Source organism: endosymbiont of Riftia pachyptila (vent Ph05), from assembly GCF_000224455.1.
GTDB classification, from domain to species: Bacteria; Pseudomonadota; Gammaproteobacteria; order Chromatiales; family Chromatiaceae; genus Endoriftia; species Endoriftia persephonae.
Genome location: NZ_AFOC01000007.1, coordinates 35,413 through 53,884 on the forward strand (window position 1 = coordinate 35,413; position 18,472 = coordinate 53,884).

An 18,472-nucleotide genomic window follows, 5' to 3' on the forward strand; every position below is an offset into this window, starting at 1 on the left:
GGTCGGTCTCCGGTCGATCAGTCGCGGGCGACGGTCTGCCAATAGTCGTGCTGGCGCTGCAGACTCAGGCTCCGGTTCAGCACCACCTCGATCAGGCTGACACCGTTTGCCTGTATGGCCTGCTCTAGTGCTGGTCTGAACTCGGCCTGCCGGGTCACTCGCTGGAAGTTCAGTCCATAAAGTCTGGCGCTGTGTGAAAAGTCGAGTCCGGTGGGCATCAGCCAGTGGGCTTCGAACTGCTCCAGCCCCGCTTGGGGCAGTTGGCCGAAGATGGCGCCGCCACCGTTGTTGAGCAGGATGATCACACCCTGCAGATCTCTGGCCGCGAGCAGGCCGTTCATGTCGTGGAACAGCGCCAGATCCCCTAGCAGACCGACCACTGGCGTCTCGCTGGCAGCCATCAGGCCGAGCAAGGTGGAGACGTTGCCGTCGATGCCACTGGCGCCCCGGTTGGCGAAGATGCGCAGCCTCTTTGAGCCACTGCCGCTGAAACTGTCGAGCTGGCGGATCGGCAGGGAGTTGCTGCTGAACAGGGTCGAACCTGCCGGCAGCCAATCGATCAGCTGTTGGATCAGCTGATCTTCGAAGGGGATCTTCTCGGCCGGGAGGCGGCAGGTGGCCGCCTGTTGCTCAGCACGCACGAAGGTTTCGAGCCAATCGGCCGGGGCCGGCGTGAGGCTTGTCTGGCTGAGCGCCTCACAGAGTGCTGTGGCGTCGGCGCGAATCATCTCGCGGCTCTGGTGTAGCGGATCGGGCCAGTCGCCACGAGGGGAGCAGAGCAGGGTGGCAGGTTCGGTCTGCGCCAGATAGTCGAGCAGGGCCCCGGAGACCGGGGCGGCCCCAAAGCGCAGCAGCCATTGGGGTTGGTGGCTGCGGCTGAAGCGGTTTCGGCGCAGGAAGGCGTCGTAGTGGCAGCAGACCCGGGAACGATCGTGCTCGCCGAAGCGCAGCTGGCTGAGCGGATCGGCGAGGATCGGGCAGTCGAGGCGGGTGGCCAGGGTTGTCACCGCTTCAGGGAAGCCGGCTCTCTCCTGGTCGGGGCCGCAGAGGATCAGACCCGGCTTGCCGGAGATGTGCGTACTGATTCGATTGATCTGTTGCGGATCGGGCAGCAGCCGTGGCGGCGACCAGGGCTGTGCCTCGCCGGGGGTGGATGGTGCGGGTATCTGCTGGGGCACCAGCGGCTCACGAAACGGCAGGTTGATGTGCACCGGCCCGGGATTTGGCCAGCGGCTCTGCTGGCTTGCCTTGATCGCCAGGCTACGGATGAAGTGCAGTGCCTCTGCTCCTCTCTGGGCCGGGCCTGGGTCGTGGAAGGCACGCACCTGGCTGCCGAATAGGTGGCTCTGGTCGACGGTCTGGTTGGCGCCGCAGTCGTGTAGCTCCGGTGGACGGTCGGCGCTCAGCAGCAAAAGTGGGATGGCGGCGCGGTTGGCCTCGATCACCGCCGGGTACCAGTGGGCCGGGGCGCTGCCGGAGGTGGCGATCAGCGCCACCGGTTGATGATTATGGCGGGCCAGGCCGAGGGCGAAGAAGCTGGCGCTGCGCTCATCGGGGTGGTGCCAGCAGCGCATCTCGGTGCGCCGTTCCAGGGCTAGGATCAGCGGCGTGGAGCGGGAGCCGGGGGAGAACACGGCGCGTCTGACCCCGGTGGCGATCAGGCCGTCGATCAGGGCATCGGCCCACTGCAGATTGCGCAGGGCGGTGTCGTGCATCAGGCGTTTTCCAGGGCTTCTAGCATGGCGGCCAATTTTAGCTCAGTCTCATCGAACTCCGCGTCTGGATCTGAACCGGCGGTGATGCCGGCGCCGGCGTAGAGGTGTGCCTGGCTGCCGTCGAGCAGGGCGCAGCGCAGCAGTACCGCCAGTTCGCCGTCGCCCTCGGCATTGATCCAGCCGGCGGCGCCGGTGTACCAGCCGCGTTCGAGCGCCTCGTGCTGTGCCAGCCACTGGCTGGCAACTGCTGTGGGGACGCCGTTGACCGCGCCGGTGGGGTGCAGTCGGGCGGCCGCCTGTAGCAGGCTGGTGTCTGGCTTGAGGCTGCCCTGGATCTCGGTATGCAGGTGCTGTAGTCCCCGTAGCGGCAACAGCTGTGGGCCGCTGCTCGGTTCAAACCGACTGCAGATGGGGGTCAAGGCATGCTGGATGGTGTCGACCACCAGGGCGTGTTCGTGCAACGCCTTGGGGTTATTTAGTAAGGATTCGCCGAGTATCTTGTCTTCACGCTCGTCGGCCGAGCGGCGGCTGGTACCGCCGATGGCGTCACAGTTGATCTGCGATCCTTGACAGGCCAGCAGGCGCTCAGGGGTGGCGGCGACGAAGCTGTGTTCGCCGATGCGGAATGCCAGGTGCCGGCTGCTGGGGTAGAGGCAGTCGAGGGTTGCCATCAGGCGGCCGGGATCGAGCCGGCGTTGCGCTTCGACCCGGATTTGGCGGGTTAGTACCACCTTTTCCAGATCGCTGTTGCGGATCGACTCTTTGGCCTGCTGCACCAGTGCGTGCCATGTCTGCGGGTCGGGTTGCTGGCGGGTGCGGGTGAGGCGTGTCCGCTGTCCCGGCGGGCCGGATTTCCGGTCGAGTGCCTGCAGCAGTTGATCGAACAGTGCCAGCCAGCGCTCAACTAGCAGCNTCGGTTCGGCTCTCGCTGGCGATGTCGTGGCTGAAGCAGAGGCTGCAGCGATTGTTGCGCTGCTGGATCAGGATCTCCGGCAGAAAGATGGCGGCATTCGGTAGCCCCTTCCAGGGGGATATCATTGGCCTTTGCGGCACAAAGGCAAATCCGCTGAAAGCGGCCGGGGGGATGGCGGTATGGTCGGGGTCGAGACAGCGCCAGCGGGCCTGCAGCTGCTGAAATGCCCCAGCCAGATGCTGGATCGGGGTACTGCCACTGGCGTCTATGCGCAGTGCTTCGCCGGCGCCGAACAGGTACTCCTCTTTCTCGGGTTGTCGCCAGTACCAGTAGGATTGGCAGTCGCGTAACTGCGGCAGTCCGCGGAAGTGGATCTCGGGCAGTGCCAGGGTGATCGAGTAGAGTTGCCCGGCGGCAGGCGGATGGGCGGCCAGTGTCCGCGAGACTGCCGTGTGAATGCGATCGCGAAGGGATTGCCTGTCGAACATGGATGGGTGTTGTGCCTGATGGGAATGCCGGGGGCCGTTGGGGGGATCTACCATTTATCCTTCCCCGGGTGCCTGCATGCGGGCTGGACCGCTGAGATTAAATCAACGGGATTCTCTCACGCCTTTGATTTCAGTCAACCGGGATCTGTTTGCGTGGGGTAGGTGGTCTTCCCGGAAGACTTGATTTGAAACAGTTACAATGCCCGCCTGATGATTAGAATGCAGTCCGGTTGATGGAGTCTTTATTCATGAAGTTGAGAAAATCTTTACTGTTTGGTGCCCTGTTCCTGCAGGGGATGCTTCAGGCGCATGCGATTTCTGATGCCAAGTTGGAGGTTATTCGTGAGTTGGGCCGACTGAATGGTATCGCGCTGCAGTGTGGCTATCTTGAGCAGACACAACGGATGAAGCGGGCGTTGGTGTTGCGCTTGCCGAAGCTGCGGCAGTTGGGTGAGCTGTTTGATGTAACCGCCAATAAATCGTTCATGGAGCTCATTGAGCGGGGGGAGAGTTGCCCCTCTGCCGGCACTTTGGCCGATCAGGTTGGTAGTGCAATCGACTCCCTGGAGCGGGAGTACCCCTCCAGCGAGAGTAGGTGAGGTCCATGGGTTTCCGTCCGAGTTTTTTGCCGCGTTGCTAGTGGCGTTCTGTCTGCTGTTCAACAGCGCTGCCGCGCTGTCGGAGAGTAGTTTCCGAGTCATCGCCACAATCAAACCGATCCACTCCCTGCTGGCTGCTCTGATGGATGGTGCGGAGTCGCCGGAGTTGCTCATCTCGGGGGAGCAGTCACCCTATGGATTTGAGCTGTCGAAGGCGCAGGCTGAGCGGCTGCGCCAGGCCGACATCCTGGTCTGGGTGGGGCCGGAGCTCGAGGCATCATTGGCGAAGACGATTCAGGCGTTGCCACCTGATGTGCGGGTAATCGAGCTGTTGTCGAGTGATGTGTTGAAGATTCTGCCGATGCGGGCAGATCACAGCCAGCGTGATCCTTTTTTCTGGCTCGATGATCGCAATGCGATCCTCCTGGTTGAAGAGTTTGCTCGCTTGCTCAGTGAGGCCGACCCGAAACGAAGCCATATCTACGCCAAAAACCGACGCAAGCTCAGAAGGAGCTGGCCCGCATTGACCGGGAGTATGAATATGGTTATCGCGGCCTGAAGGCAGGACTAGGGCTGCAGTACTACGATACTTTGCAGTATTTTGAGCAGGCTTATGCGCTGACGGTGCTGGAGCATGTTGCGGCCTCTCCTCGGCATAACACCGATGCACATGCCCTGCTTAAAGTGCGCCAGCGCATCGCGGATGGTGAGGCGGTGTGTCTGCTGACTGAAGCGGGTATGCAGGCTGAACATCTTGCGCTGCTGACTGAGGGGCAGACGATCAATGTGGGCCAGCTGGACAGCCTGGGAATCCACCTTGAGCCAGGGCCGGGTCTCTATGTCAGGATGATGGATCACAATACCGACACCATTAAGCGCTGCCTGAATGCGGATGTTGCCGAGGCGGCCCGGGCGCGGGATGTTGCCAAATCTGAGGAGGCGCCAGCCGCTGTCCATATCGGCGGTCGTTTCATCCTGACCGACCATTTGGGGAGACTCTTCACCCAAGAGGATTTTCTGGGTAGTTATTCACTGCTCTACTTTGGATACACCTACTGTCCGGATGTCTGTCCCACCTCATTGCAGGTGCTCTCCTTGGCGCTGGATATGCTCGGTGATCGGGCCGATGGGATAAAACCCTACTTCATCACCATCGACCCGGAGCGGGATACAGTAAAGGTGATGCGAAACTATGTGGAGTATTTCAATCCACGTCTGGTAGGGCTGACAGGTTCCAAGGAGATGATCGAGCGTGTTGCGCAAGAGTTCAAGGTCAAGTACGAGAAGGTGACAGAAGATGCGCCCAGTCCGGAACTCTATCTCATGGATCACTCCGCCAGCCTCTATCTGATGGGGCCGGATGGTCGCTTTATCACCAAGTTTGCCCACGGTATCACCCCCGAAGATCTGGTCAAAGAGTTGGCCTTGATCCTGCCCTGAACGGATAAGTCAAAACGCCTTGTTGCAGATGAACCCTCCCGGTTCAAGGAGGCGTGCGTCTAATATTTATCACTTAACTGATAGAGATATGTCGGATTTCTGCCTTCACTCTTTTGGATTCCTGTCTAGAATAAGACGGTGATTTGAAAAAGTGTGTCATTTGACACAAATCAAGGAGTCAAATGACCCAACGGGAGGAGGATTGCCCCGTTGCATTTTGTCATTGATCGATAGAACGCAGGCTGTATCAATCCGTTCGGAGGAACCATGAAAGCTGCCACTAAGCGAATATGTTCGGTATTGACCGGGGTTGGCCTCGGTTTGGGGTTATCGACGAGTGTCTGGGCCCAGGCCTCGCTCGAAGATGTGATGAAAGAGCGTGGCCTAACGCAGAAAGACTTGTTGGCCGCCGCCAAGACCTATACACCAACTGGCGGTCGTGACGAGTATCTGGCCTTCAGTTCAGGCGGTCAGAGTGGTCATGTGATCGTCTACGGCATCCCGTCGATGCGTATCCTGAAGTACATCGGTGTGTTTACACCGGAGCCTTGGCAGGGTTACGGCTTCGATGACGAGTCCAAAGCCATCCTGGCTCAGGGTAAGATCAATGGCAAGCAGATCACCTATGGTGATACCCACCATCCGGCCTTCTCTGAGACCGAGGGTGAATACAACGGTAAATACCTGTTTATCAATGACAAGGCAAATCCCCGCCTCGCGGTGATCGATCTGCACGACTTTGAAACCAAGCAGATCGTGGTTAACCCCTTCATGAAGTCCGATCATGGTGGTGCCTTCGTCACCCCGAATACGGAATACGTGATGGAGGCTTCCCAGTATGCAGCGCCTGTCAGCCACGATTATGTGCCACTGGAAGAGTTCAATGATAAGTATCGTGGCGCACTGACCTATTGGAAGTTCGACATGAAAGAGGGGCGCATCAAGCCTGAAGACTCTTTTACTTTCGAACTGCCTCCCTATAGCCAGGATCTCTCCGACGCGGGTAAAAAGGTCAGTGCAGGTTGGGGCTTTACCAACTCCTTCTGCTCCGAGCGTTATGTGGGCGGTATCGAGCGTGGTCGTCCTCCCTTCGAGGCAGGTTGCTCCCAGAAGGATACCGACTTCCTGCATGTGACAAACTGGAAAAAGGCCGCTGAGCTGGTTGCCGCCGGCAAGGTTCATAAGGTCAATGGTTCCTATCAGATCACCATCGAGCAGGCTGTTAAAGAAGGCCTGCTCTATCTGATCCCCGAGCCCAAGAGTCCGCACGGTGTGGATGTGAGCCCCGATGGTAAGCACATCATCATCGCCGGTAAGCTGGATAGTCATGCCTGGGTCTACAGCTGGGAGAAGATCCAGAATGCCATCAAGAACAAGAAGTTCGAAGGCAAAGATCCCTATGGCATCCCGATCATCTCGATGAAGGATACCCTGCACACGCAGGTGCAGGTGGGCCTCGGTCCGTTGCATAACCAGTATGATTCCAAGAAGTGCGTGGTCTACACCTCTATCTATGTGGACTCCATGGTCACCAAGTGGGACTACTGCCAAGGCAAGGTGCTGGATCAACTCCACATCCATTACAACATCGGCCACCTGGTCTCCATGGAAGGCGATTCCGTCTCTCCTGACGGCAAGTATCTGGTCTCCCTTAACAAACTGGCCATCGATCGCTTCAACCCTGTTGGCCCCCTGCATCCGCAGAACCATCAGCTGATCGACATCAGTGGTGACAAGATGCAGCTGCTCTACGATATGCCGCTGCCGCTTGGCGAACCTCACTATGTGGTTGCCATCAAGGCCGACAAGCTGAAACCGGCCGTACGCTACAAGTCCGGTTGGGACAGCCGTTCCGACAAGAAATCACCCTGGAAGACCCGTGCTGGCCGTGAGAAGGTGGTGCGCAAAGACGGTGTGGTTCATGTCTACGGTACGGTGATTCGCTCTCACATCACGCCTGAGATCATTGAGGTCGAAGAGGGTGAGACTGTCTCTATCCATCTGACCAACCTGGAACGTGCTGAGGACGAGACCCATGGTTTCGCCATGTATAGCCAGAACGTCAACCTCTCTATTGAGCCTGGCAAGACCGTATCTGCCACCTTCAAGGCTGATAAAGCCGGTGTCTATCCTTACTACTGCACCGAGTTCTGCTCCGCCCTCCACCTGGAGATGCAGGGCTATCTGCTGGTCAAGCCCAAGGGCTACGTGGCCAAAGCAGGCAAGATCGAGGAAGGTCAGAAGTACACCAAGGCTGATTACGACAAGCAGGTGAAAACCAACATCGACACCCAGGCTGTCATCAACTCCGTGGTGGGCTTCATCACCAGTCATAACTACAAGGACTTCCCGGAGGTTGTGGCGCTGGTTGAGGATGCGACCGATCAGCTCGGTTTTGCTGACGAAGCCAAGAAGAAGGCCGAGGCCTATGCCGCCAAGGGTGACTACCAGAACGCGACTCTCTGGGCTGGTCAGCACTGGCAGTACCAGGTCAAGACCGCTGACTTGGGGCTGCGAGCCAAGACCTTCCTTGAGGAGCATGGCGCAAAGAAGGTCGAGCCGAAAAAGGCTAAATAGTGCTGAGAAGCAATTGACCTGAATGAGGAAGGGGGCCTAACGGCCCCCTTTCCTGTTTCTGGGCAGTTATTTCGTTAAAAATTGTGGGTGTATTTTGAGTCAGAGGTTCTCCTGATAACCGTTCAGAACTCGGATATATACATCACTATGAGCCATAATTTGCTGAGGGGCTTCTATTTGATGTTGCTCAATGCGGGGTGCTTTACCCGGTGAGAGACTCCGTCCCCATGAAAAATGGTTGCCTAGTCTGGGTGACTTTGTCTGAAGAAAGAGGAAATACTAATGTTGAAATTGATCTCTTATGCCGCAGTAGCTGCTACACTCTCTTTTGGCGCGCTTGGCAATGCAGTTGCTGCTGACGGTGCGGCGCTCTTTCAAAGCAAGACCTGCTGGTCCTGCCACGGCAAAGATGCCAAGACCCCGATCATGCCCATGTATCCCAAGCTGGCCGGTCAGAATGCCGACTATGCCTTCAACCAGATGAAAGATATTAAGTCCGGTGCTCGTAATAATGGTCAGACTGCTGCCATGAAAGGGGTGATGGGTTTGGTCTCCGAGGCAGAGATGCGTGCCATCGCCGATTGGCTCACCACTCAATAGTCAAAATAATCTTGCAATGAGATTGGATCCGCTGTGGGGTTCATTTCCGTAGCGGGGTTTGACGTATATCAATGAGCGCTAATATTCCCCGTGGAAGAATCCGTCTCCGGAATAGAGGTTGAATTTCCGGTCAGGCAAGAGGTCGGTGAACTCGACCTGGTCTGCGTTAAAGTATTTGTGCCCCGGCACCGGGGAACAGGAGAAAACTTGTAATGAGTATTAAATCTGCATTGACGACCCTATCACTGGCTTTAGGGTTAGCCGTTTCCAGTAGCAGTTTTGCGGGAGAAGGCGATGCCCAGGTGACGGATGTCAAAGACTGGAACAAAGCGGGTGGTGAGAAGACCGAGGCGATGCTCCTGACGCCAGACAGGGAGCGTGGCATTGCGGTCTATGAAGTTTGTTCCGCCTGCCATCTGCTGGAAGGCTGGGGTCTGAAGGACGGCACCTTTCCCCAGCTGGCCGGACAGCACCGGAATGTGCTGATAAAGCAGCTGACCGATATCCGTGCCAAGAACCGTGACAACCCCACCATGTACCCGTTTGCTCTGGATGAACAGATCCTGGCGGTGGCCGGTTATCATGAAGGCGAGATAAAGCCTGCACAGCTGGTTGCTGACGTCACCACCTATATCTCCAAGCTGCCGATGAATCCGGACAACGGCAAAGGCATCCTGGGCAGAGGGTACGCCGGAATTTGAGCAGGGTAAGAAGCTCTACGCCGACAACTGCACCCAGTGCCACGGCGACAATGGCGAAGGCAGTAACGAAAAGTTCTATCCTAGGATCCAGGGGCAGCACTACGCCTATATGCTGCGCCAGTTCGAGTGGATTCGTGACGGTAAACGTCGCAATGCAAACCCTGACATGGTGAAACAGATCAAAGGTTTCTCTGACATGGATATGAAGATGGTTATCAATTACGTATCCCGTCAGAAGGTTCCTGCTAAGGACCTTGCTCCTTCCACAGATTACCAGAATCCTGATTACGATTAATCAATGACAGCTGCACCGGATGCCTGGAATATCCGGTGCAGGCTTTCCCGTATATTTCCCCGGGAGCCGCTTAAGGAGCTTCGTTCAGAGGCTCCTTAAGGCTCACCAGGGGACTCAATAACATGTCAGTGATTATGCAAAACAAGCAAACGCTCCAAGTCGCAATACTCTCTCTGATCGCTGCAGGTTTGCTTGCGGCCATCTTTTACAGCCCAATCTGGTGGGTCTCTCTCACGGCGCCAAACTATCCGCCTGAGTCCTTCCCGGATGGTGTGCGGATCCATTTTCATATGAATGGCGTCTTCAACGGCTGTCAAAAGCAGGATAAAGCTGAAATCACTGAAGATGAAGCGCTGGATTGCGTGCATGAGATGGATACCATCAACCACTACGTCGGCATGTATCCGATTGCTGCGGGTGGTCCGGTAGAGCGTGGCTTCGGCCAGTTTCTGATGGTGTTCATGGCCGTTATGCTGTTGGGATTTATCTGCACCAAACCGAAAATCCGTATGGCGTTAATGAGTGCCGGTTTTGCAGGCATTGCCATCTGGATGTCCCTCACACTGTATGGTGAGGATGGTTTTAATCTGCAGAATGAAGGATTTGTCACCGCGCTGGTGACCTCCCTTGACCAGGAGGCGTCCGGCGAATCCGCAGAGCCCGAAATCGTGATAGGCGGGATTACCGGCGTCCTGAAAGACTCGCTGGAGGAGTCTGGAGTGGAGGTCATCCTTCCGTCTGAGGTTGCTGCGAAAAAGGCAAAGGCTAACAAGGTCCATGCCAGCAAGGCACACCTGATTGAACAGCTCAGAACGTCCTACGACATCGACCAGGTCAAGTCGGATACGCTGGAGCCCTGGAACGGTAGTTCGTTCCAGGTCATGTCCTGGCACTATGCGAAAAGTTTGGGCCGTTACTTTAATAACCAGGAAGAGATCGTGCCGATGGTCGCCACCCTGGAGCTAGCTATCAATGTGGTATTCATTGGCCTGATTGGTGCGATGGTGGTGGTTGTGGTCGGCGCGCGGAAGAATAATGGCTTCTTCTATTGGTTGCTGGTGCTGGTGCCTATGGCGTTGCCTGTTTTCTTCATTATCGACTACTCGGCCTGGCTCTGGTGGTATGGCCACACCCTGAATGATATGGGCGCCTTTTCGGTCAAACCCTTCATGCCGACAGTATTTGGTGATGGTAAAGTGGCTCAGTTTGCGACCCACTCCTATCCCTACACAGGCTTCTTTTTGATGCTGTTGACCTCGGTAGTGCTGATTGTGGCGGCATTGATCCGTAAGAAACAGTTTAAGGAGTCGAGTGATTGAAGCCATCGCTTTGGTCACATGCGCTGATCTGTCTGGCCTTTTTGTTGCTGCCTTTGGGCAGCAGCCAGGCAGCCTATCCTTCCTTCCAGGCGCTGATCGATGCGGCCGATCCTAACGGTACGCTGATTCCACCGCCCGGCACCTATGCCGGGCCGGTGACCATCGAGAGTGCCATCACCATCGACGGTCAGGGGAAGGTCACCATCGATGCTGGCGGTAAGGGCTCCGTTATCTACCTGGATACCGATGGCGCAACCCTCAAAAATCTGCATCTGACCAACTCCGGTGAGTCCCACAACGATATCGATTCGGGCATCCAGGTTCGTGGTAACTTCAATGTCATCAAGGATAATGTCATCGACAACACCCTGTTCGGCATTGACCTCCAGCAGTCCGAGAACAACCTCGTGCAGCGCAACCGCATCTCCTCCAAGCCTTTCGATCTTGGCATGCGGGGTGATTCTGTGCGTCTCTGGTACAGTTTCAACAATAAGATTACAGACAATATTATTCGCAATTCCCGGGATATGGTCGTCTGGTACTCGGCGGACAATCTGATTGCCCGTAACGATTCCCGTGGTGGCCGTTACTCTCTGCACTTCATGTATTCAAAATACAATGAGGTGCTTGAGAACCACTACGAAAATAATTCTGTGGGTATCTTCCTGATGTACAGCGACGGCGTACAGGTGAAGAATAACTATATTGCCCACGCTCAAGGCCCAACTGGGATGGGTATTGGTTTTAAAGAGACGTCCGACGTGGATATCGTTGGCAATCAGATTCTCTATTGCGCCACCGGCATCTATCTGGATATCTCCCCCTATGATCCTGATACGACCAATCGGCTGAAGAATAATCTGATCGCCTATAGTGGGATTGGTATGCTGTTCTTGAATGATTGGACGGGGAATATCCTGGAAGGCAATAGCTTTAAGGGTAATATTACTCAGGTCGCAGTTTCCGGTGCGGGCAAAACGGCAAATAGGAACGACTGGCTCGGAAACTACTGGGATGATTATGAAGGTTTCGACCAGGATCGCGACGGCGTGGGTGATAAGCCCTACGAGCTATACAGTTATGCCGACAGAATCTGGATGGATGTGCCGCCTGCCCGTTTTTTCAAAGGTGCACCGGTATTGGAAGTGATGGATTTTCTGGAGCGCCTTGCTCCGTTTACCCGCCCAAATATGCTGGTTCGGGACAAGAAGCCGATGATGACTGCTCAACTAGCTCAGACAGTTGTTACCGAGCTGGGGGCGGAGAGTGGGTCTGCTGTGACCAGCGAAACAACTGAGGGCGTCAAGGGGGAAAGTCAGGAAGCTTTTGATCCGCTAAAGGCGCTAAGAGAATCGCTGGGAAGGTAGTAACAGCTCAAATTTCTGGAGGCAGGGTCTCTGATGAGTGACAAAACGACGAAAAAACCCAACGCCAAAAAAACGCTTTCACCACGGCGGAAAGAGCAGAGCCGGCGGGAGTTCCTGCGTTCCACTGCGTTGACTGTGGGAGTGGTTGGTGCATCCTTGCTTGGGATTATCCCCGTGGTGCAGGGGGCATCGATCCGGCTGCGCCCCCCCGGTGCGATCAAGACCCCTGATGATGAGCAGGAGTTTTTTGCCTCCTGCATCAAGTGTGGCCAGTGTGTGCAGGTCTGTCCGGTCAATGCAATCAAACTGGCGGACCTCAATGATGGCTTTGGTGTCGGTGTTCCCTATATCGATGCCCGAGCGCAGGCCTGCGATTTCTCCTGCGATGGTTTGCAGTGCGTATTGGCCTGTCCAACCGGTGCCCTGACCCATCATCTCGACTACCCAGCCGATGCCCGTATGGGTTTTGCTCGTCTCGCCCGTCCCGGTGCCTGCCTTGCAGTACAGGGTAAAGGCTTCAAAGGTCAGGCCAGGGGGCCGGACTATGAAGGACTGTTACGCTATGACAAGGTGGACCGCTGGAATCCCATTCCGGTGGCGGATCACCCTTACGACCTGGAGTTATGCGATCTCTGTGTGCGCCAGTGTCCTATTGAGATTCGTATCACCCAGTGTGCGGAAAAGGCGAAGCAGGCCGCAGCCTCTGGAGATAGCGGCAAGGTCGCACGGGTAGCGGAACAGCATGGCAACGAATGTCCGCCAAAGCATGCGATTGCGCTGGAGCCATTCGAGCTGCCCAATGGGGAGACGAGGATGGAACCCGTGATCAAGGAGGGGTGCGTCGGTTGCGGTGTCTGTGAAATGATCTGTCCGGTCGAGTCCGCTGCAATTGTGATCGATCTGGATAAAACTACGGATACGCTGGGAGGTTGATATGCGCTACATAAGAGACTCCCTGTCACAGATATTTGGCGCCAAACCCCGTCGGCCCGCCAAGGGCGAGCAGCCGACCGAATTGCTGGAGATCTATCAGGGCAAGAAAGGCAATCTCTCCAAAGCCGAGATTGAGACAGTACGCCATGAACACAGGAATACCTGCTGTAATAAATGGCAGCGGCGGCGCTGGATCACCCTGATACTGGTCAATCTGCTGTTTGTCGTCTCCTACTATTTCGACGTGCAGCTGCTGGAAGGCGCGCTTACCGCATCACGCTTTGTGGGGTTTCACATGGCGGATCTCAACTCAGCACTGCAGGTGGCTTTGGCATACAAGCATATTGTGCTGAATCTGGTGATCGGCACCACCACCGTGTTTGTGTTGTGGTTGTTGCTCGGTGGCCGCACCTTCTGCTCTTGGGTCTGCCCCTACCACCTGCTCTCCGAGTGGGCGGAGTATCTGCACCTCTGGTTGGTGAAGAAGAAGATCATCAAGAACCATAGTTTCCATCGCGGTACCCGCACCGTCTTCTATCTGATCTTTGCCCTGCTGGCACTGCTCTCGGGCTATACCGTGTTCGAGACGATCTCCCCCACCGGCATCCTGAGTAGGGCACTGATCTATGGCCCGGGAGTGGCGCTGCTCTGGGTCGGGGCGTTGTTGCTGTTTGAGGTTTTCTACTCGCGCCGTGCCTGGTGCCGCTATGTCTGCCCGATTGGCGTTACCTACGGTGTGGTGGGTGTGTTGTCGCCGGTGCGGGTCAAGTACAATGCCGAGGCCTGTCACCATGAGGGTGACTGCCGTAAGGTCTGTCTGGTCCCGCATGTGTTGGATCTGACCATTCGTGGCGCGGCCTATGATGTGAATCAGGATGTGGGCGCAGACTGCACTCGCTGCGGCATGTGTGTGGATGTCTGTCCTACCAGTTCGTTGACTTATGAAGTCAAAGGGTTAAACAAATTTCTCTAGGGCCTGTTAACAGGCCTGATAGTTGCGGTCGCATATTGCATGATCCACTTTTCTAATCTGGTCAAACGTTTTCGTCGCCATGAGGTGCTGAAGGGCGTAGAGCTGACCATCGAGCGCGGCCAGCGGGTCGCGCTGGTGGGTTCCAACGGTGCTGGCAAGACCACCCTGATCCGCTGTCTGCTGGGCGAATACACCTGCGAGGGGCGGGTTACGGTGGATGGCATGGAGCCACGTAAACAGCGCCGCGAAGTGCTCTCCATGGTGGGCTTCGTGCCTCAGTTGCCGCCGCCGCTGCGCATGCCAGTGGGGCAGTTGATTCGCTTCTCCGCTAGCCTCTGCGGGAGCGACCCGGCGCGCATGATCGGGGTGGCGGGCCAGCTCGGCTTTGATGTCGACAAGTTCCGCCATCAGCCCTTCGTCAAACTCTCCGGCGGGCAGAAACAGAAGCTGCTGATCGCCATCGCCCTGGGTCGCGAGAGCGAACTATTGGTGATGGACGAGCCGGCTGCCAACCTCGATCCGGAGGCGCGCCACATCTTCTTCCAGCTGTTGGCGGAGAAGCAGCAGAACGCGGCGATGCTGATCTCCAGCCACCGTCTTGACGAGGTGGCCTCGCTGGTCAATCGGGTGATCGAGATGGACCAGGGCCTTGTGGTGCTGGACGACCAGGTAGCCGATCTGGTGGAGCTCTCCTCGCGGCTACGTGTCCAGGTGCGACTGGTACAGCCGGCCGAGGCGTTCGCCAAGGCGATCGGCGAGTGGGGGTTTCGCGGCTCGGCCGACGGCTTGAGCTGGAGCGGTGTCATCGCTGGCCCCGACCGGTTGCGTTTCCTCGGCCTGCTGTCGCGCTATGCGGCGCTGTTGGCGGGGATGCAGATGGATGAGGCCGAAGCGGATGCCGCATAAGCTTGCCTGCTGGTTGGCGGTTGGCCTTGTGTTGCTGCTTGCCGCCTGCTCCGGCGATCCGGGCACAGGCCCAAAAGATGTGAGGTGGGATCGGGATGCCTGCGAGCGCTGCCGCATGGTACTGAGCGATCGTAACTTCTCGGCCCAGATTCGCTATTTCCCCGAGGGAAAAACCCGCTCCCGAGTGGTCGTCTTTGACGACATTGGCTGTGCCATCTTATGGCTCGAAGAGCAGCCCTGGAAAGATGATCCGCGCACCGAGATCTGGGTCACCGACCACCGCAATGGCGAGTGGATCGACGCCCGCGTCGCTACCTACGTAAAAGGCAAGATCACGCCGATGGAGTTTGGCCTGGGCGCCCAGCCAGAGCCACTCGAGGGCGGGCTCGATTTCGAGCAAGCCAAGCAGCATATCCTCAAGGTCGAGGAGCGCTTCAATATTCACGGCGTGCATCTGCTGGAGCGCTTCAAGCAGCAGGCGGCGCAGCGTGATGCCGCACGCAAGGCGCAGCGGGCGGAGTCGACATTACCCACCATCATTCCCGAGCAGAAACCCTGATGAAACACCTCTGGCTCACCGCCTACACCGATATCATTGAATCCCTGCGTGCGCGCTGGTTTATGGTCTACTCCATGGTCTTTGGTGGCCTGATAGTGATTCTTTTCGCCTTTGGCCTGGCTGAGTCGCGCATCATGGGTTTCACCGGCCTGTCGCGGCTGTTGATCACTTACATCCAACTGTCGATGGCGATGCTGCCGGTGTTTGTGCTGATCACCACGGTGCGTTCGGTTGCGGGGGATCGGGAGGCGGGGATCTTCGAATACCTGCTGTCGCTGCCGATCACCCTCAGCGCTTGGTTTTGGGGGCGGGTCTTCGGCCGCTTCTTCGTGGTGTTTCTGCCGGTGTTTCTAGCGATGCTCGGGGCCACCGCCTGGGGCATGGTGAAAGGGGCGGAGATCCCTTGGGATCTGCTGATCTACTACACTGCTCTGCTGATGTCGCTGGCCTGGTGTTTTCTCGGTATCGGTATGCTGATCTCGACCCTGGCGCGCTCCTCGGATGTGGCGCAGGGGGCGGCGTTTGTGGTCTGGCTGACCCTGTTACTGTTTCTCGATCTGATCCTGCTCGGGGTGATGATCCGCGAAAACCTGCCGCCGGAGACCGCGGTGGCGCTCGCTTTGGCCAATCCGATGCAGGTATTCCGCACCGCCACCATGATGCTGTTCGACCCGCAGCTGGTGCTGCTTGGTCCGACGGCTTACGTGATCCTCGACAACTTTGGCCAGAGCGGCTACATCGCCTATGCGCTGATCTATCCGATCCTGCTGGGTACTGGTTGTGCCGGCCTGGGTTATTTTTTCTTTAAACGCAGCGATCTGCCATGATCCTGGCAGGCTGCTGAAAAACCTTCCTAAACTGCACTCGTCTGAGACCGTTCCTACAACCTGCTAATCATCAACGATGGAGAGATAAGCGAAGATATCGCCTAGCTGCTGGTCGCTGAAATCTGCCAGCAGCTCTTCATCCGGCTCTTCGGGATCGTGGATGCGGATCTTGTTGCGATACTTCTTCACTTGCCGCCAAAGGTAGTTGGTGTATTGGCCGGCTAGCATCGGTACGGCTTTTTTCTGGTCACCCAAGCCTTCACGACCGTGGCAGCTGGCGCACTCCTTTCGGTAAAGCGACTGGCCCTTCGCGATATCCCCCGGCGCGCGCGGGATCTGCATTAGCTTCTTCGACGCCAGCAGCCGGGCATAGGCGTCGAAGTCAGGGGCGGTTTCGTCTACCGGCGGCAGTTTGGTCTTCAGACGAACGCTCTCCAGGTAGATCGCAATATCCTGGATGTCTTCATCTGGCATCTGGCGGTCATCCACATACTCCACCATCGCCAGGTTGGGGCGTTCGCGGTCACGAAACAGGTGTAGCTGGAGGGCGATGAATTCACGCGGCATCCCCGCCAAGCGGGGATATTCGCCATCCTTGCCGCCTTGGCCATACTCGCCGTGACAGCCGGCGCAGAGCTCGTTGATCTCCTCGCCATTGTCCGGGTCATAGTCGTGGGCCGCCAGGCTGAAGGGGGGCAGTAGCAGGGTGAAACCGAGCAGGAGTGTGGTGTATCGAAGTATTTGCATCTGTTCTCTGTTGGGGTGCCGTTTACGGCGTGAGTTTTTTGTTACGGCTGGTTCGTGCCGCGAGCGGCTCTGTTACGGATAATAAAGGATTGAAACAGGGCCGCCCACGGGTGGGCATTAATCTATATCAAATTGGTTGGTTATTCTATTCCCTCTTATTCTGCTTTGGTCGTTTCTCAGCAACTTGCTCAGCGGTCTGATACCAGTCGATATTACGGGTCAGGTACATCACCAGGCCAAGCATCAGAAATAGTCCGATGGAGCCGGCCAGCAGTGCGTACTCCTGTTCATGCAGCAGGGCAAATAGGTAGCCGCAGAGGGTGCTTAGTCCGCCGCTGATCAGGGCGGCGTGGCGTCTGCTGGTGAGAATTCTGCGGGTGTATCCATATATCGGGCCGATGGTCAGCAGGGTTGCCACACAGTAAGCTGCGGTAAAACCGATCTGCTCCGCCAGCGATAGCAGCAGAGAGAAGAGTGTGATGGCACATCCCGCCAACCAGCCCGCACACCTGGTTGGAGTTCGAGCGGTTGCCCGCCCCACATCAGCGGGCTGGCCGAATCGATTGCCTTCGGGTCGCTTATCACGATCACCAGGCTGGCCCGATCCTAGTGCGCCGTGTATCCCGGGTACTCATTCGAGATGGTTTCGATCCTGAAGCGACCGGAGAGTTGCAGCTTTGCCTGGTAGGCGGTATCTCGTAGATGCCTCTACGGCGGGTTTCGCTGGCCAGCCGGGCATGCGCCTGCGCCGCCTGCTCACGACTTAAACTCCGTTCAGCGATCAACCCATCCACCATTGAGATAGAGGGATCTGCAGCAGCAGGATCAGCCCAAAGATGATCAGCAGGCGCAGTGCCGGGTTTTCCTGCTGGGGCCGGGTCAGGATCTTCTGAATGCCAGTCATACTTCGTTCCTCCAGTTATTACCTGGACTATTGAGCCGGATGATTCAGGAGGCCTGATGGCAAAACTGTGGCAATCTGCTGGCATCAAAACCCATGTGACGGGAGTTAGATGCGGGAAAATCTGCTGGAGTAATGCTGTCAGCGCGGGTGTCGGCAAGATTTACATTTTTTTTGGCTCTGCTCTGGCAGCGGATCGTTCATTTTGCCAGGGAATTTACTGACTGCTCAGGATATTAAGGCTGGTATCTAGCGCGTTTTATCTGTTTCCACGGGGCGAACGCCGGGGGAGAGGTGTCGGGGATCTTTACAGAGGCTTTGCCAGCCCTCTTTTGTTATTCAGTTAAGTCATTGGTCGTTATAGGGGAATTAAATTGTGGCCTGAATTTTGCAAAAAATTGTGACAGTCCCTATATCTGATGCCCAGCCTGCAGGTTGGCGTGAGGTGATTTCCTCCGTTTTTGGTATGGCGTGTCATCGGCAACGCTTACCCGTGCGGCGCGAATACGATGTCCATTCGTTTCCGCAGAGGTCAGATACGCCTGGGATGTAGCACCACCTAATAACAATAAAGGTAGACAATGACGATCAAACACCCCCTCAATTGGCCCG

General features: G+C 56.9%; 20 protein-coding genes and 1 pseudogene. 15 read left to right on the forward strand and 6 right to left on the reverse strand.

Going from position 1 to position 18,472, the window contains the following annotated elements; translation table 11 throughout:
- Positions 1-17 precede the first annotated feature (17 nt).
- Positions 18-1,715 carry a 2-succinyl-5-enolpyruvyl-6-hydroxy-3-cyclohexene-1-carboxylic-acid synthase gene (gene menD, locus RIFP1SYM_RS02045; protein WP_005958978.1) on the reverse strand — a complete coding sequence of 566 codons (1,698 nt, stop codon included), beginning with the start codon at positions 1,713-1,715 and terminating at the stop codon, positions 18-20.
- Positions 1,715-2,680 (reverse strand): isochorismate synthase, encoded by a 966-nt coding sequence (locus RIFP1SYM_RS02050; RefSeq protein WP_081417687.1) that lies wholly within the window; start codon positions 2,678-2,680, stop codon positions 1,715-1,717. The genes menD and RIFP1SYM_RS02050 overlap by 1 nt, the downstream gene beginning before the upstream one ends.
- A 684-nt stretch (positions 2,681-3,364) precedes the next feature.
- On the opposite strand from RIFP1SYM_RS02050, the gene RIFP1SYM_RS02060 reads away from it, so the two are divergent.
- The 14 genes and pseudogenes from RIFP1SYM_RS02060 (at position 3,365) to RIFP1SYM_RS02120 (ending at position 16,212) form a co-directional block, all read left to right on the forward strand.
- A complete protein-coding gene (locus RIFP1SYM_RS02060; RefSeq protein ID WP_006473864.1) occupies positions 3,365-3,715 on the forward strand; it encodes a hypothetical protein in 351 nt (116 codons plus the stop codon).
- A 142-nt stretch (positions 3,716-3,857) separates the two neighbouring features.
- Positions 3,858-4,537, forward strand: a pseudogene (locus RIFP1SYM_RS17750) (metal ABC transporter solute-binding protein, Zn/Mn family); the annotation flags it as partial.
- A gap of 27 nt (positions 4,538-4,564) precedes the next feature.
- Positions 4,565-5,155 carry an SCO family protein gene (locus RIFP1SYM_RS02070; RefSeq protein WP_240991990.1) on the forward strand — a complete coding sequence of 197 codons (591 nt, stop codon included), beginning with the start codon at positions 4,565-4,567 and terminating at the stop codon, positions 5,153-5,155.
- A 267-nt stretch (positions 5,156-5,422) separates the two neighbouring features.
- Positions 5,423-7,732, forward strand: a complete 2,310-nt coding sequence (nosZ, locus tag RIFP1SYM_RS02075) for a Sec-dependent nitrous-oxide reductase (protein WP_005958984.1) — start codon at positions 5,423-5,425, stop codon at positions 7,730-7,732.
- Positions 7,733-8,014: 282 nt separating this feature from the next.
- Positions 8,015-8,332: a c-type cytochrome gene (locus RIFP1SYM_RS02080; protein WP_005958985.1), complete on the forward strand. Its 318-nt coding sequence runs from the start codon at positions 8,015-8,017 to the stop codon at positions 8,330-8,332.
- Between the two features lie 302 nt (positions 8,333-8,634).
- Positions 8,635-9,033, forward strand: a complete 399-nt coding sequence (locus RIFP1SYM_RS17755; RefSeq protein WP_050798693.1) for a c-type cytochrome — start codon at positions 8,635-8,637, stop codon at positions 9,031-9,033.
- Positions 8,984-9,328, forward strand: a complete 345-nt coding sequence (locus RIFP1SYM_RS17760; RefSeq protein ID WP_240991991.1) for a c-type cytochrome — start codon at positions 8,984-8,986, stop codon at positions 9,326-9,328. The genes RIFP1SYM_RS17755 and RIFP1SYM_RS17760 overlap by 50 nt, the downstream gene beginning before the upstream one ends.
- A 122-nt stretch (positions 9,329-9,450) precedes the next feature.
- Positions 9,451-10,647: a hypothetical protein gene (locus tag RIFP1SYM_RS02090; protein ID WP_005958988.1), complete on the forward strand. Its 1,197-nt coding sequence runs from the start codon at positions 9,451-9,453 to the stop codon at positions 10,645-10,647.
- Positions 10,644-12,014: a nitrous oxide reductase family maturation protein NosD gene (gene nosD, locus RIFP1SYM_RS02095; RefSeq protein ID WP_005958989.1), complete on the forward strand. Its 1,371-nt coding sequence runs from the start codon at positions 10,644-10,646 to the stop codon at positions 12,012-12,014. The genes RIFP1SYM_RS02090 and nosD overlap by 4 nt, the downstream gene beginning before the upstream one ends.
- A gap of 33 nt (positions 12,015-12,047) precedes the next feature.
- Positions 12,048-12,947: a 4Fe-4S binding protein gene (locus tag RIFP1SYM_RS02100; protein WP_005958990.1), complete on the forward strand. Its 900-nt coding sequence runs from the start codon at positions 12,048-12,050 to the stop codon at positions 12,945-12,947.
- A 1-nt stretch (position 12,948) separates the two neighbouring features.
- Positions 12,949-13,920 (forward strand): NapH/MauN family ferredoxin-type protein, encoded by a 972-nt coding sequence (locus tag RIFP1SYM_RS02105; protein ID WP_005958991.1) that lies wholly within the window; start codon positions 12,949-12,951, stop codon positions 13,918-13,920.
- Between the two features lie 39 nt (positions 13,921-13,959).
- Positions 13,960-14,826 (forward strand): ABC transporter ATP-binding protein, encoded by an 867-nt coding sequence (locus tag RIFP1SYM_RS02110; protein ID WP_005958992.1) that lies wholly within the window; start codon positions 13,960-13,962, stop codon positions 14,824-14,826.
- Positions 14,816-15,385: a multidrug ABC transporter ATPase gene (locus tag RIFP1SYM_RS02115; RefSeq protein WP_006473857.1), complete on the forward strand. Its 570-nt coding sequence runs from the start codon at positions 14,816-14,818 to the stop codon at positions 15,383-15,385. Before RIFP1SYM_RS02110 ends, RIFP1SYM_RS02115 begins: the two co-directional genes overlap by 11 nt.
- Complete coding sequence (locus RIFP1SYM_RS02120) at positions 15,385-16,212, forward strand: ABC transporter permease (protein ID WP_005958994.1); 828 nt, start codon at positions 15,385-15,387, stop codon at positions 16,210-16,212. The genes RIFP1SYM_RS02115 and RIFP1SYM_RS02120 overlap by 1 nt, the downstream gene beginning before the upstream one ends.
- A 63-nt stretch (positions 16,213-16,275) precedes the next feature.
- On the opposite strand, the gene RIFP1SYM_RS02125 is transcribed toward RIFP1SYM_RS02120, so the two are convergent.
- The 3 genes from RIFP1SYM_RS02125 to RIFP1SYM_RS18545 all read right to left on the reverse strand — a co-directional run bounded on the left by RIFP1SYM_RS02125 (position 16,276) and on the right by RIFP1SYM_RS18545 (position 17,863).
- A complete protein-coding gene (locus RIFP1SYM_RS02125; protein WP_005958995.1) occupies positions 16,276-16,959 on the reverse strand; it encodes a c-type cytochrome in 684 nt (227 codons plus the stop codon).
- Positions 16,960-17,104: 145 nt separating this feature from the next.
- Complete coding sequence (locus tag RIFP1SYM_RS02130) at positions 17,105-17,455, reverse strand: inner membrane CreD family protein (protein WP_006473856.1); 351 nt, start codon at positions 17,453-17,455, stop codon at positions 17,105-17,107.
- 285 nt (positions 17,456-17,740) lie between these two features.
- The gene (locus RIFP1SYM_RS18545) at positions 17,741-17,863 is read right to left on the reverse strand and encodes a hypothetical protein (protein WP_005958997.1); all 123 of its coding nucleotides are present in this window, start codon (positions 17,861-17,863) and stop codon (positions 17,741-17,743) included.
- Positions 17,864-17,919: 56 nt separating this feature from the next.
- Between RIFP1SYM_RS18545 and RIFP1SYM_RS17765 the strand changes: the two genes are divergently transcribed.
- Complete coding sequence (locus RIFP1SYM_RS17765; RefSeq protein WP_240991575.1) at positions 17,920-18,084, forward strand: hypothetical protein; 165 nt, start codon at positions 17,920-17,922, stop codon at positions 18,082-18,084.
- Positions 18,085-18,270: 186 nt separating this feature from the next.
- Here the strand turns inward: RIFP1SYM_RS17765 and RIFP1SYM_RS17770 are convergent.
- On the reverse strand, positions 18,271-18,472 hold a 202-nt coding region (locus RIFP1SYM_RS17770; protein WP_240991987.1), incomplete at its 5' end, for a hypothetical protein.

Coding starts and splice junctions, on each gene's coding strand:
- menD (WP_005958978.1), bottom strand. CDS start 1,715: ATGCACGACACCGCCCTGCGCAATCTGCAGTGGGCCGATGCCCTGATC.
- RIFP1SYM_RS02060 (WP_006473864.1), top strand. CDS start 3,365: ATGAAGTTGAGAAAATCTTTACTGTTTGGTGCCCTGTTCCTGCAGGGG.
- RIFP1SYM_RS02070 (WP_240991990.1), top strand. CDS start 4,565: ATGGATCACAATACCGACACCATTAAGCGCTGCCTGAATGCGGATGTT.
- nosZ (WP_005958984.1), top strand. CDS start 5,423: ATGAAAGCTGCCACTAAGCGAATATGTTCGGTATTGACCGGGGTTGGC.
- RIFP1SYM_RS02080 (WP_005958985.1), top strand. CDS start 8,015: ATGTTGAAATTGATCTCTTATGCCGCAGTAGCTGCTACACTCTCTTTT.
- RIFP1SYM_RS02090 (WP_005958988.1), top strand. CDS start 9,451: ATGTCAGTGATTATGCAAAACAAGCAAACGCTCCAAGTCGCAATACTC.
- RIFP1SYM_RS02100 (WP_005958990.1), top strand. CDS start 12,048: ATGAGTGACAAAACGACGAAAAAACCCAACGCCAAAAAAACGCTTTCA.
- RIFP1SYM_RS02105 (WP_005958991.1), top strand. CDS start 12,949: ATGCGCTACATAAGAGACTCCCTGTCACAGATATTTGGCGCCAAACCC.
- RIFP1SYM_RS02110 (WP_005958992.1), top strand. CDS start 13,960: ATGATCCACTTTTCTAATCTGGTCAAACGTTTTCGTCGCCATGAGGTG.
- RIFP1SYM_RS02115 (WP_006473857.1), top strand. CDS start 14,816: ATGCCGCATAAGCTTGCCTGCTGGTTGGCGGTTGGCCTTGTGTTGCTG.
- RIFP1SYM_RS02120 (WP_005958994.1), top strand. CDS start 15,385: ATGAAACACCTCTGGCTCACCGCCTACACCGATATCATTGAATCCCTG.
- RIFP1SYM_RS02125 (WP_005958995.1), bottom strand. CDS start 16,959: ATGCAAATACTTCGATACACCACACTCCTGCTCGGTTTCACCCTGCTA.
- RIFP1SYM_RS18545 (WP_005958997.1), bottom strand. CDS start 17,863: ATGACTGGCATTCAGAAGATCCTGACCCGGCCCCAGCAGGAAAACCCG.
- RIFP1SYM_RS17765 (WP_240991575.1), top strand. CDS start 17,920: ATGGCAAAACTGTGGCAATCTGCTGGCATCAAAACCCATGTGACGGGA.